Source organism: Aquabacterium commune, assembly GCF_004362855.1.
Classification (GTDB): Bacteria; Pseudomonadota; Gammaproteobacteria; order Burkholderiales; family Burkholderiaceae_C; genus Aquabacterium; species Aquabacterium commune.
Window position 1 is genome coordinate 845091 of the sequence record NZ_SNXW01000001.1, and the last position, 11611, is coordinate 856701.

The following is an 11611-nucleotide window of genomic DNA, read 5'->3' on the forward strand; positions in this document are numbered from 1 at the left end:
GGCACGCGCGCTCCCGCTCAAAAGCCGTAGCCGAAGGACTGGATCACCGCCTTGGCCGCGTCGGAACGCAGGTAGGCCAGCAAAGCTTGCGCGGCTGGCTTGCCCGCGCCCTTGCTCAGCAAGACGGCATCCTGGCGGATGGGCGTGTGGTGCTTCGCGGGCACCAACCAGTGCGACCCCACGGCGGGCTTGCCCAGCTGCTGCACCTGCAGCACCTGAGACAACGCGACAAAGCCCAGTTCGGCGTTGCCGGTGGACACGAACTGGAAGGTCTGCGCGATGTTCTCGCCTTGCACGATCTTGGGCGCCAGCGCATCGGCCAGGCCCAAGGCCTGCAGCGTCGCCATGGCCGCCGCACCGTAGGGCGCCAGCTTGGGGTTGGCCACGGCCAGGTGGGCGAAGCCGCCCTTCTTGAGCACCGCGCCCTGGGCATCGACCAGGCCCGGCTGGGCGCTCCACAACACCAGCTTGCCGATGGCGTAGGTGAAGGCGCTGCCCTTGACCGCAAAGCCTTCACCGATCAGCTTGCGGGGGGTCTCGTCGTCGGCGGCCAGCAGCACCTCGAAGGGCGCACCGGCCTTGACCTGCGCGTGGAACTTGCCCGTGGCGCCCACCACCGTCACGGCGGTGTGGCCCGTGGCGGCGGCAAAGTCGGCCGCGATCTTCTGGAAGGGGGCCGCGAAGTTGGCGGCCACGGCCACCTGCACCTCTCCAGCATGGGCCACATGGCAGGCGACCATGTGGGTGAAGAGTCCGAGCACGCTCCACAGTCGCAGGGACGGTGCGCGGCAAGGCGAGGGGCACAGCTGGGTCATGGCCGGATTTATAGCGCACAAAAAGCGCACAAAAAAGTCCAGCGCGCCGAAGCGGGCTGGACTGTCACCGAGTTGGCGACGCAGGGTCGCCAGGCTCACTCAGGAAACTCAGGGCTTGTACACGAGCGGCGTCAGGGCGTTGCCCGGTGCGATGCTGCTGCAGTTCTGAGGCGCGACCTTACCGGCGAAGCGGTCATCGAGCCAGGCGGTGGCCCAAGGCAGCCAGTTGACCATGGTCAGGAAGTGGCTGGTGCCCCATTCCTTGTGCTGCACGGGCACGCCCTGTGCGCAGTACTGGCGGGCCAGCGTGCGGACATCGCCTGCCAGCATCACGCCGTCGCCCGCGCCCCACAGCGGCGAAGGCTTGGTGAGCTCGAAGATGCCGCCAGTGCCCTGCCCGATCTGCAGCGGGATCTCGGGCGTGCCGCCCGTGCCCATGATGACCTTGTTCACCGCCGCCACGTACTCGGGGATCTTGGTGCGGTCCTGGAACTCGGGCTTGACGAGGTCCTTCCAGGTCACGCGGCTGTACTGGCCGAGCACATAGGCGATCGAGGCCTTCTGCATCTTGTCGTACACCTCCTGGCCACGCGGGGTGAGGTACTTCTGGATGTCGATGTCATAGGCGCGCGAGACACCGATCACCGCCATGGGCAGCACACCGCCCCAGATGGGCGTGCCTTCGACGTAGGTCAGGTTGTGCTCGGGGCTCACCAGCGTGCCGCCGAAGGCCGCGCCGATCAGGTTGGGCTTGAGGTCGGGGGCGTAGCTCGGGGCCAGCTCGGCGGCCCACTCGGTGGCGATGGCGCCGCCGGAGTAGCCCATCATCACGACCTTGGCGTCACGGGCCAGACCGATCTGGGGGGCGTTGAAGGTGGCGCGGATCGAATCCAGCGTGTTGTAGCCGTACTCCGGGCCGGCCGCGAAGTTGGCCTTCTGACCTTCGGTGTCGGAGATGACGACGGTGTAGCCCTTCTTCACATAGGTGCCGAACAGCACCGTCTCGACCGCCGGCAGCAGGTCGGGCAGGCGCTTGCCGCCCGCGTAGGCACGCGAGGGCGCATCCTCCGGGTTCAGCGAGTCGTAAAACGACTGGTACGAGATCACCTTGCCCTTGTTGGCGCAGCTGGTCTTGCTGCAATCGGGCGCGAACACGGTGGTCACGTTGACCGTGGGCCGCTGCTGGGCGTCGGTCGAGCGATAGACCAGCTGGGTGGCCTTGAGCGTGGTCTTGATGCCGGCGATGTACACCGAAATCGTGCGGCTCTTGAGGACCGTGCCCGGCGCGATGCTGGCCAGCGGGGTGCTGTCCGTGTATTGGTAGAACGGGTCCACGGCCGGGGTGGTGGCCGTGGTGGCGTTCGCCATGCCCGGCAGCAGGAGGGCGGTGAGGACGGTGAGGGCCGATGGGCTCAGACGGAATCGCATGGGGTGGGTTCCAGGTTGCGCAACAGGAGGTCGCGGAGGGGGTCGCAGTTCGGGGCGGTCTGCGATGGAGTGTCCCCGCGCCCCGGCGAACCTGGATGTGCCCGAACGGCCACGGATTGACCACAACGCTCAACGTTCAGGGTTTGACCGCATGGGGTCAGACCTGAGTTGCGCCCGGAGAAACCCGGGGTGATCGTGAAATGATCCTCAAACTGGCCGGGTCAACGCCCGATCATCTGGCGATCACGCGGGCTCGGCCCGGGCGGTGTCCGACTCGGCGCGCGAGATCGCCTGCGCCACCACCTCGCGCGTCAGCGGCGCGGCGAAGGTCTCGATGAAGCCGTACACATAGCCGCGCAGGAAGGCGCCGCGGCGGAAGGCCAGGCGCGTCATGTTGATGGCAAAGAGGTGACCGGCGTCGAGCGCGCGCAGGTTGCGGTCGCGGTCGGGGTCGAAGGCGATGGAGGCCACCACGCCCACGCCCAGGCCCAGCTCGACGTAGGTCTTGATCACGTCGGCGTCCATGGCCGACAGCACGATGCTGGGCTGCAGCCCTTCGCGCGCGAAGGCCTCGTCGATGTGGGCGCGGCCGGTGAAGCCGCCGTCGTAGGTGATGAGCGGGTACTTGGAGAGGCGCGCCAGCGTCAGCGGCTCGCCGTCGAGCAGCGGGTGGTCGGGCGGCACCACGACGCTGTGCGTCCAGGTGTAGCAAGGCAGGGTGACGAGCTGCGGGTACTGGTCCAGCGCTTCGGTGGCGATGCCGATGTCGGCCTCACCGTCGATCAGCATCTGCGCCACGTGCCGCGGCGAGCCCTGGTGCAGGCTGAGCGTGACCTTGGGGAAGCGGTGGCGGAAATCCTTGACCGCGCCGGGCAAGGCGTAGCGGGCCTGCGAGTGGGTCGCGGCCAGCGACAGCGGGCCGGTGTCGTGCGAGGCGCAGTCGCGGGCGGCCTGGCGCAGGTTCTCGGCCTCGCGCAGCAGGCGCTCGACCACGGGCAGCAACTGCTGCCCCGAGGGCGTCATGCCGGTGAGTCGCTTGCCGGCGCGCTGGAACAGCTCCACGCCCAGCTCGTCTTCCAGCTCGCGGATCTGGCGGCTCACGCCGGGCTGCGAGGTGTGCAAGGCAGCGGCCACCTCGGTCAGGTTGTAGCCGCGGCGCGCGGCCTCGCGCACCGAGCGCAGTTGCTGGAAATTCACGCGACACCTCCGGCCACCGGCGCGTTGGCGGGTGCCGGGGCGGGCGTGCCCTCGGCCGTGAACTGGCGGATGCGGCGCGGCTTCAGGTGCGCCACTTCACCCGTGCGCAGCACGCCGCTGTCGCGCAGCGCGGCGAACTCCTCGCGGCTGAGCTCGACCTCGATCTCGCCCTGACCGTCACCGCGCAGGAAGGCCAGGCGCGTGTTGGGCCCCACGGTCAGCGTGTCGATCAGCGTGGCTGCCAGCGAGCCCTCCTCGGCGCGGGCCAGCACCTGGATCTCGTGCGGACGCACATAGCTCACGCCGGCGTCGCCCACCGTGCCGCCTGCGCCCTCGGCCTGGGCGCCATCCACCGGACCCTGTGCGTGGTCGCGGCCATGGAAGAGGTTGACGTCGCCCAGGAACTTGAGCACGAAGGGCGTGGCCGGGTGGTCATAGACCTCGTCCGGGGCGCCTTCCTGCTCGATGCGGCCCTGGTTCATCACCACGATGCGGTCGGCCACTTCCATGGCCTCTTCCTGGTCGTGGGTCACGAACACGCTGGTGATGTGCATCTCGTCGTGCAGGCGGCGCAGCCAACGGCGCAGCTCCTTGCGCACCTTGGCGTCCAGCGCACCGAAGGGCTCGTCGAGCAGCAGCACCTTGGGCTCCACCGCCAAAGCGCGCGCCAAGGCGATGCGCTGTCGCTGGCCACCGGAGAGCTGGTGCGGGTAGCGGTCGGCGATCCAGTCCAGCTGCACCAGCTTGAGCAGCTCGGTGACCTTGGCCTTGATTTGCGCATCGGAAGGGCGCGTGTCCTTGGGGCGCACGCGCAGGCCGAAGGCCACGTTCTCGAAGATGGTCATGTGGCCGAACAGCGCGTAGTGCTGGAACACAAAGCCCACATTGCGCTCGCGCACGGCCACGTGGGTGGTGTCTTCGCCGTTGAAGTACACGGCGCCGCTGTCCGGCGTTTCCAGGCCCGCGATGATGCGCAGCAGCGAGGTCTTGCCCGAGCCCGAAGGGCCCAGCAGCGCGACCAGCTGGCCTGAAGGGATGCTGAGGTTGAGGTGGTCACACACGGTGGTCTGACCGAAACGCTTGACGAGGTTCTTGACTTCGATGCTCATACAGCCTCTCCGGCTCAATGCGATGGGTGCAACGACGAGGACTGCTTCAGCTCTTGCTGCACGCGGCGCTCGACGATGTATTTCAGGACCAGGGTGACCAGCGCCAGGCTGGCCAGCAGGGACGCGACGGCAAACGACGCGGCGAACTGGTACTCGTTGTAGAGGATCTCGATGTGCAGGGGCAGCGTGTTGGTTTGACCGCGGATGTGGCCCGACACCACCGAGACCGCGCCGAACTCGCCCATGGCCCGCGCATTGCACAGGATGACGCCGTACAGCAGGCCCCACTTCACATTGGGCAAGGTCACCTTCCAGAAGGTCTGCCAGCCGGAAGCGCCCAGCACACGCGCCGCTTCTTCCTGCTCCTGGCCCTGCGCCTGCATCAGCGGGATCAGCTCACGCGCCACGAAGGGGAAGGTCACAAAGATGGTGGCCAGCACGATGCCCGGCACCGCGAAGATGACCTTGTGATCGTTGGCCATCAGCCACTCGCCGAACCAGCCCTGCAGGCCGAACACCAGCACATAGATCAGGCCGGCGATGACGGGCGAGACCGAGAACGGCAGGTCGATGAAGGTCAGCAGCACGCTCTTGCCGCGGAAGTCGAACTTGGCGATCGCCCAGGCCGCGGCCACGCCGAACACCAGGTTCAGCGGCACGGCGATGACGGCGGCCGTCAACGTCAACCAGATGGCGGACACCGCATCGGGCTCGGTGATGGCCGCCACATAGACGTCCCAGCCCTTCTTGAAGGCCTCGGCGAACACCGACACCAGCGGCACGAACAGGAACAGCGAGAGGAAGGCCAGCGCGGTGCCGATCAAGAGGCGGCGCACCCAGGCAGGCTCGGTGGTGGCGCGAGCCACATCGGGCGGGGTCGAAGGAGAAACAGCTTGCATCTTGGACACTCCGACTCACTTGCCCTGGCGCTTGCGCGTCCAGGCCTGCAAGCCGTTGATGGCCAGCAGCAGGATGAACGACATCACCAGCATCACCACGGCAATCGCGGTGGCGCCTGCGTAGTCGTATTGCTCCAGCTTGGTGATGATGAGCAGCGGCGTGATCTCCGAGACCATGGGCATGTTGCCCGCGATGAAGATGATCGAGCCGTACTCGCCCAGGGCGCGCGCAAAGGCCAGGGCAAAGCCCGTCAGCAGCGCCGGCAGCAGGATGGGAAAGACCACCTTGGAGAAGCTCTGCCAGCGGCTGGCGCCCAGCGTCGCAGCAGCCTCTTCCAGCTCGGAGGCCATGTCTTCCAGGATGGGCTGCACCGTGCGCACCACGAAGGGCAGGCCGATGAAGGTCATGGCCACGAAGATGCCCACCGGCGTGAACGCCACCTTCAGGCCCAGCGGCTCCAGCCACCGGCCGATCCAGCCATTGCCCGCGTACAGGCCCGTCAGCGTGATGCCGGCCACGGCCGTCGGCAGGGCGAAGGGCAGGTCCACCAGGGCGTCGACGATGCGGCGCCCGAAGAAGTCATAGCGCACCAGCACCCAGGCCACCAGCAGGCCAAAAAAAGCGTTCACCACGGCCGCCAGCAGCGAGGTGCCGAAGGTCAGCTTGTAGGACGCCACCACGCGGGGCGAGGTCACTGTGTCCACGAACTGTGGCCAGGTCAGCTCGGTCGTGCGCAGGAAGGCCGCGCTCAGGGGAATGAGCACGATCAGGCACAGGTAGAGCAGCGTCAGGCCGAGCGCGAGGTCGAAGCCGGGCAGCACGGTGTGCCGCCGCAGCAGGGTCTTGGAGAAGAACATGGGTCAGCCTTCAGTTCACTTGCGGCCGGCCGCGGTGATCTGGTCGTAGATGCCGCCGTCGCGGAAGTGGTCGGCCTGCGCCTTCTTCCAGCCACCGAACACCTCGTCCACGGTGAAGGTGGGCAGACCGATGAACTTGGCCTGGTACTGCTTGAGCAGCGCCGGGTTGCGCGGACGCAGGTTGTGCTTGACGGCGATCGCCTGGCCCTCGTCGGAGTAGAGGTACTTCAGGTAGGCCTCGGCCTGCTTGCGCGTGCCCTTCTTGTCCACCACCTTGTCGACCACGCTGACCGGGTTCTCGGCCAGGATGGTTGTCTTGGGGTAGACGACCTGGTAGTCGCCGCTGAACTCGCTCTGGATCAGGGGCACTTCGCTCTCGAAGGTCACCAGCGCGTCGCCGATGTTGCGCTGCGCGAAGGTCGTGGTGGCGGCGCGGCCACCGCCGTCGAACACGGGCACGTTGGCGAAGAGCTGCGTCACCAGGGCCTTGGCCTGCTCGGGCTTGCCGCCGGCCTTGATGACCGAGCCCCAGGCCGCCAGGTAGGTGTAGCGGCCGTTGCCCGAGGTCTTGGGGTTGGGGATGACGACCGAGATGCCGGGCTTGGCCAGGTCGGCCCAGTCCTTGATCTGCTTGGGGTTGCCCTTGCGCACCAGGATGACGGTGACCGACGTGGTCGGGGCGCTGTTGTGGGGCAGGCGCTTGGCCCAGTCGGCGGGCACCAGGCCACCGCGCTCGGCCAGGATGTCGATGTCGCTGGCCTGGTTCATGGTGATGACGTCGGCGGCCAGGCCGGCCACGACGCTGCCCGCCTGCTTGCTGGAGCCGCCGTGCGACTGGTTGAGCGTCAGCGTCTCACCGGTGGTCTGCTTCCAGTGCTTGGCGAAGGCCTGGTTGTAGTCCTTGTAGAACTCGCGGGTGACGTCGTAGCTGACGTTCAGCAGGGTGGCGTCGGCGTGGGCCGAGGCGGCACCCAGGGCCAAGGTGGCGGCGACAAGCGCTGCAAACGGTTTCTTCCAGAAAAACAGCATGACCAAACCCTTTCAACATGCGAAGACCGCATGTTAGGAGGGGCAGATCATGCTGAGAACAACCGATTGTTCACTTGCTTATGCGGAAAAAGTACAAGCTCAGGCGCGGCGCGTGCCAAGCACCGTCTGCACTTCGCGCATCGACTGTTCCATGCCGCTGCCGGGCACGGTGCTGTCGGCGCGGTCGCTGATGCGCGGCCAGGCAGCGGCCACCTGCTCGGGCGCCTGCGGACCTGTGCCGATGTGCACCGGCGCCGTCAGGCTGACGTGCGAAGCCGCGAACACACCGGCCCCGGCGTTGAGGATGGCGCGGGTGGGCGCCTCGTCGCTGACCAGGAAGAGCAAGCCGGGCGAGACGCTTTCGGGCGTCAGCACCGCCAGCACCTCGGGCGGCAAGATGCCCTGCGTCATGGCCGTGGCCGCCGTGGGCGCCAGGCAGTTGACGCGCACATTGGTTTTCTCGCCTTCCAGCGCCAGGGTCTGCATCAGGCCGACCAGGGCCATCTTGGCGGCGCCGTAGTTGGATTGGCCGAAATTGCCGAACAGGCCGGACGAGGAGGTGGTGAAGACGATGCGGCCGTGTTGCTGCGCGCGCATGGTCTCCCAGACGGCCTTGGTGCAGACGACGGCGCCCATCAGGTGCACGTCCACCACGAGGCGGAAATCGTCCAGCGTCATCTTGGCAAAGCTCTTGTCGCGCAGGATGCCGGCGTTGTTGACCAGGATGTCGATGCGGCCCCAGGTGGCCAGGGTCTGCGCGACCATGGCCTGCACGGCGGCCTCGTCGGTGACGGAACCGGCCGCGGCGATGGCCTGGCCACCGGCGGCGCGGATCTCGGCCGCCACGGCCTCGGCGGGCGCCAGGTTCAGGTCGTTGACGACGACCTGGGCGCCGCGCGACGCCAGGAGGTGCGCATGGGCACGGCCCAGGCCGGCGCCCGCGCCGGTGACGATGGCCACGCGGCCGTCAAGGCGCAGGGAGGCGCCGGAACCCAGGGAGTCAGTGGAAGCGTTCATGGTATGGAAGGCAATGCGGTGAAGCTGGCACAGCGCACATCATGCGACAAGGTTGACGCACGGGTAAACCCGAGCGAGAAAAACGCGTCAGGGCGGCGTCATTCCCTGGGGTGTCGTGCGCGATGCCTGTCTGTCGCATTGACGTGCACGTCAAGCGTGTCGCAATTTCTACACTGATTTCACTGGCCAGGCTCCATGAGCGCACCGGCCCTACCGCAGGAGACACCCCATGAACAACAAGCAGACCCCCGTGAGCCCGAACCCGATCGTGCCCCGCACCGACCTGGACTTCGACATCACCGAGCAAACGCCCCGCTGGTGGTACGGCAACGACGCCTTCAAGACCCGCCTGTTCGATGGCATGCAGGCCGCCTTCCCCGATGGCGAGCGCTACTTCTGCACCAGCGTGCGCGCCTTCCGCCCCCAGATCACCGACGCCAAGATGGCCGAGGACGTGAAGAACTTCATCCGCCAGGAAGCCCAGCACGGCATGGCGCACACCGACTTCAACGACCTGCTGCGCAAGCAGGGCCTGGACGTTGACGGCATCCTGCACGAGGCCAAGGACCTGTTCGACCAGTACACCAAGAACTACTCGGCCAAGTACAACCTCGCCCTGACCGCCGCCTTCGAGCACTTCACGGCCATGATGGCCCAGATGCTGTTCGAGACCAAGGACGTGATGGCCCCTGCCGACCCGAACGTGCGCGCCATGTGGGCCTGGCACGCCATCGAAGAGATGGAGCACAAGGCCGTGGCCTTCGACGTGATGCAGCAAGTGGCCAAGGTCGGCTACGTGATGCGTTGCGTGGCCATGACCCACGCGCTGTACAAGGTCGTGGTGGACAGCATGCGCCTGACCAACCGCCTGCTCAAGGGCGAGGGCTTCAGCTGGCGCCAACGCATGGTGATGTCGGTCAAGGGCGCCTGGTGGCTGTACGGCCGCGGCGGCATCTTCGCGCGCAACACCGCCAACCTGCTGGCCTACTACAAGCCCGGCTTCCACCCCTGGGAGCACAAGGCCATCCACAGCTACCCGGTGTGGGTCAAGACCTACGAAGAAACCGGCAATCCCATGCAAGCCGGTGCCGCGCTCTTTCGGGCCGCCTATTGAGTCGCGTTGCTGGGCTGCATGGCTGCGCCAGCATCGAAGCCGTCCTTGGGGCGGCTTTTTTCATGGTGCAGGCCCCACACGTGAAGGGCTCCTGGGGATGGTCGCCAGGCACCGCACTGCCTAGACTCTCGCCATCGTCCATTGCCCCGCCCTCACCCGCTGTTTTGCCCATGCATGACCCTGACCCGTTCGTCGCCAAAGTCCCGGGCATCGACTACGGCATCCTGGATTCGCTCCTGGGCTACGCGGTGCGCCGCGCCCAGATCCGACTCTACGAAGATTTCATCCCCTCGCTGGCGCCCTGGGGCATCACGCCACCGCGCTTCTCGGCCATGGTCATCGTCTCGCGCAACCCGGGGCTCAAGCTGACGCAGCTGGCGCGCATCATGGGCATCGCGCGCTCGGGCTCGGTGAGCCTGGTGGATGCCATCGAAGCGCTGGGCTACATCCAGCGCCTGCCCATGCCCGGCGACCGACGCGCCTTCGGCCTGGCGCTGACGGCCAAGGGCGAAGCAGACCTCGTCGCCATCAGCGCGGCCGTGCAAGCACACGATGCCCGCATGGCGCAGGCGCTCACGCCGGAAGAGCGCACCGTGCTGCGCGGCCTGCTGACGCGCCTGAGCGAAGCGCAGCCCTGATCCGGGGCGGAGCCTTGCTCGGTGCCAAGGCCCGGGCCGTCACTTGTTCTTCAGCTTGCCCTTGGGCTGGACCGCCGTCATCGGGGCGACGGGGCGGTCGGAAGGGGACGAATTCGAAGTGTCCTTGGAGGAGCCGGTGTCCTTCTTGGGCTTCTTCGTCATCTTGTTGCTGCGCTGCTCGCCTTTGGCCATGGGGTCTCCTGTGAATGGGGCTCAATGTAGCGCGGTTCTCCGGTGAATCGCGCACGCCCTCAGCAGTTGCCCTTCTTGGCTTGCCCGGGCGGGCAGAACTTCCCGTCACCGCCTCTGTGCGGCCCCGCGGGGTCGATGACGACGGAGCCGGACGGCGTGTAAACCGCGCAACCAGCAAGGCTGGACGCAAGGACGGCAAGTGCGATCAAGTACTTCATGTGCAGATCCGGTGTTGAACAGTCGGCAAGGTGCTGACTGGATTGTGGCAGGGCCTTGCCTGGGACGACAAGCACCCCCCCACCGGCCGACTCACACCTTGTTGGCGGACGGCACGACCCCGGCTTGGGCTTCGCTGCCGGTGGCGTCCTCGATGGCCATGTGCATGTTGGCCACCGCCTCCCGCTCGCCCTTGATGGCGTAGGTGTCGTGGCCGCAATGCGGGCACGAGGCCACAAAGGCCGCGTCGATGCCGTGCATGCCCGCGACGTCGATGGGCGCCATCTCGGACAGCTCTGCCTGGCAGTTGTTGCAAACGATGTGCTTGGGCCGCAGCGACAGTTGCCGCTCGATGGCAGCTTGCTTGCGTTGCTCGGGCGTGCCGCGGATTTTTGCTTGTCCCATGGGGGCCTTCTGTCGGTGTTTGGCGCGCGGCGGCGCCCCAGTGATGCTCAGTGCAGCACTTTGCAGGTCAATTGTGCTTTGCGCCTGCCTGGCTCGCAGGCCCGGATGTGGGTCACAGTGCCATTGTGCACGTTGACCACGGCGATGGCGCCTGCTCGGGCGGCCACCGTGAGGTTCTCCAGCCTGCCGTTGCCCTTGTCGTAAGTGTTGTCCAAGTCGGGGAGGATTTTCGCCAGGGCCTGCAGTCAGCCAGGCGCTGACGAATGCCTCAATCTAACCCACCTTCAACCTGAGCAGAAGACCTGCGCGGCACTCAAACCGAGGTGCTCGGTGGCTCGCACGACTGCCGAAGGACAGGCGGCCCACAAGCCCCATGAACACTGGGCATTCAAGCAGGCCTAACTACCAAGTTCAGGGGCGCCCATAAGGCGTAGCCGAAGCGATGCGACGTATGAGCGTCCCCTGCAACGCCCAGTTAGGGTTTCATCCGCCCCTGCGCGGCCATTGTGCAAAGGAAACATGTCGCGGTGATGTGGCAAGGTGGGAGGCGGCACCGCCAAAGACCGGACAGTCAATGGCGCGCAATGCCCGACAGTTAGGGAAGGTCTGCACAAATGAGCGCCGACCATGGTTGGGTGTGCTGAGATGACCGCAATGGCGGCTGGACGCACCTTTGGCAGGCGTTTTGGGCGCG

13 protein-coding genes are annotated in these 11611 nt (G+C 66.8%); 2 read left to right on the top strand and 11 right to left on the bottom strand.

Translation table 11 applies throughout. The annotated features are described in order from the left end of the window. Window positions 1–17: 17 nt before the first annotated feature. The 8 genes from modA to EV672_RS03835 all read right to left on the bottom strand — a co-directional run bounded on the left by modA (window position 18) and on the right by EV672_RS03835 (window position 8352). Window positions 18–740 (bottom strand): molybdate ABC transporter substrate-binding protein, encoded by a 723-nt coding sequence (gene modA / locus EV672_RS03800; RefSeq protein WP_133606527.1) that lies wholly within the window; start codon window positions 738–740, stop codon window positions 18–20. A gap of 183 nt (window positions 741–923) precedes the next feature. Beyond that, the gene (locus EV672_RS03805; protein ID WP_133606338.1) at window positions 924–2243 is read right to left on the bottom strand and encodes a lipase family protein; all 1320 of its coding nucleotides are present in this window, start codon (window positions 2241–2243) and stop codon (window positions 924–926) included. 243 nt (window positions 2244–2486) lie between these two features. Next, window positions 2487–3440, bottom strand: coding sequence for a CysB family HTH-type transcriptional regulator (locus tag EV672_RS03810; RefSeq protein WP_133606340.1), 954 nt, complete (start codon window positions 3438–3440; stop codon window positions 2487–2489). Further along, window positions 3437–4549: a sulfate/molybdate ABC transporter ATP-binding protein gene (locus EV672_RS03815; RefSeq protein ID WP_133606342.1), complete on the bottom strand. Its 1113-nt coding sequence runs from the start codon at window positions 4547–4549 to the stop codon at window positions 3437–3439. Before EV672_RS03815 ends, EV672_RS03810 begins: the two co-directional genes overlap by 4 nt. A 14-nt stretch (window positions 4550–4563) precedes the next feature. Further along, window positions 4564–5448 carry a sulfate ABC transporter permease subunit CysW gene (cysW, locus tag EV672_RS03820; protein ID WP_133606344.1) on the bottom strand — a complete coding sequence of 295 codons (885 nt, stop codon included), beginning with the start codon at window positions 5446–5448 and terminating at the stop codon, window positions 4564–4566. A gap of 15 nt (window positions 5449–5463) precedes the next feature. Continuing rightward, entirely contained in the window at window positions 5464–6306 is an 843-nt protein-coding gene (gene cysT / locus EV672_RS03825) for a sulfate ABC transporter permease subunit CysT (RefSeq protein ID WP_133606345.1), read from the bottom strand. Window positions 6307–6321: 15 nt separating this feature from the next. Continuing rightward, window positions 6322–7335, bottom strand: a complete 1014-nt coding sequence (locus EV672_RS03830; RefSeq protein ID WP_133606347.1) for a sulfate ABC transporter substrate-binding protein — start codon at window positions 7333–7335, stop codon at window positions 6322–6324. Window positions 7336–7434: 99 nt separating this feature from the next. Continuing rightward, window positions 7435–8352: an SDR family NAD(P)-dependent oxidoreductase gene (locus EV672_RS03835; RefSeq protein ID WP_133606349.1), complete on the bottom strand. Its 918-nt coding sequence runs from the start codon at window positions 8350–8352 to the stop codon at window positions 7435–7437. Between the two features lie 229 nt (window positions 8353–8581). On the opposite strand from EV672_RS03835, the gene EV672_RS03840 reads away from it, so the two are divergent. Together EV672_RS03840 and EV672_RS03845 are read left to right on the top strand one after the other, a co-directional pair. Further along, window positions 8582–9466, top strand: a complete 885-nt coding sequence (locus EV672_RS03840) for a metal-dependent hydrolase (protein WP_133606351.1) — start codon at window positions 8582–8584, stop codon at window positions 9464–9466. A gap of 170 nt (window positions 9467–9636) precedes the next feature. Further along, a complete protein-coding gene (locus tag EV672_RS03845) occupies window positions 9637–10104 on the top strand; it encodes a MarR family winged helix-turn-helix transcriptional regulator (protein WP_243738489.1) in 468 nt (155 codons plus the stop codon). 39 nt (window positions 10105–10143) lie between these two features. Here EV672_RS03845 and EV672_RS18660 read toward each other — a convergent pair whose 3' ends face one another. From EV672_RS18660 to EV672_RS18665, 3 genes are all read right to left on the bottom strand, one after another. Continuing rightward, on the bottom strand, window positions 10144–10296 hold the full coding sequence (locus tag EV672_RS18660; protein ID WP_166643434.1) for a hypothetical protein: 153 nt from the start codon (window positions 10294–10296) through the stop codon (window positions 10144–10146). Between the two features lie 309 nt (window positions 10297–10605). After that, a complete protein-coding gene (locus EV672_RS03850; protein ID WP_133606355.1) occupies window positions 10606–10917 on the bottom strand; it encodes a hypothetical protein in 312 nt (103 codons plus the stop codon). A 47-nt stretch (window positions 10918–10964) separates the two neighbouring features. Further along, a complete protein-coding gene (locus tag EV672_RS18665; protein WP_166643435.1) occupies window positions 10965–11132 on the bottom strand; it encodes a hypothetical protein in 168 nt (55 codons plus the stop codon). Between the last annotated feature and the right edge of the window lie 479 nt (window positions 11133–11611).

Excerpts from the sequence above, each read along its gene's own strand:
- EV672_RS03805 (WP_133606338.1), bottom strand. The coding sequence starts at position 2,243 with ATGCGATTCCGTCTGAGCCCATCGGCCCTCACCGTCCTCACCGCCCTC.
- EV672_RS03815 (WP_133606342.1), bottom strand. The coding sequence starts at position 4,549 with ATGAGCATCGAAGTCAAGAACCTCGTCAAGCGTTTCGGTCAGACCACC.
- cysW (WP_133606344.1), bottom strand. The coding sequence starts at position 5,448 with ATGCAAGCTGTTTCTCCTTCGACCCCGCCCGATGTGGCTCGCGCCACC.
- cysT (WP_133606345.1), bottom strand. The coding sequence starts at position 6,306 with ATGTTCTTCTCCAAGACCCTGCTGCGGCGGCACACCGTGCTGCCCGGC.
- EV672_RS18660 (WP_166643434.1), bottom strand. The coding sequence starts at position 10,296 with ATGGCCAAAGGCGAGCAGCGCAGCAACAAGATGACGAAGAAGCCCAAG.
- EV672_RS03840 (WP_133606351.1), top strand. The coding sequence starts at position 8,582 with ATGAACAACAAGCAGACCCCCGTGAGCCCGAACCCGATCGTGCCCCGC.
- modA (WP_133606527.1), bottom strand. The coding sequence starts at position 740 with ATGGTCGCCTGCCATGTGGCCCATGCTGGAGAGGTGCAGGTGGCCGTG.
- EV672_RS03835 (WP_133606349.1), bottom strand. The coding sequence starts at position 8,352 with ATGAACGCTTCCACTGACTCCCTGGGTTCCGGCGCCTCCCTGCGCCTT.
- EV672_RS03845 (WP_243738489.1), top strand. The coding sequence starts at position 9,637 with ATGCATGACCCTGACCCGTTCGTCGCCAAAGTCCCGGGCATCGACTAC.
- EV672_RS03830 (WP_133606347.1), bottom strand. The coding sequence starts at position 7,335 with ATGCTGTTTTTCTGGAAGAAACCGTTTGCAGCGCTTGTCGCCGCCACC.
- EV672_RS03850 (WP_133606355.1), bottom strand. The coding sequence starts at position 10,917 with ATGGGACAAGCAAAAATCCGCGGCACGCCCGAGCAACGCAAGCAAGCT.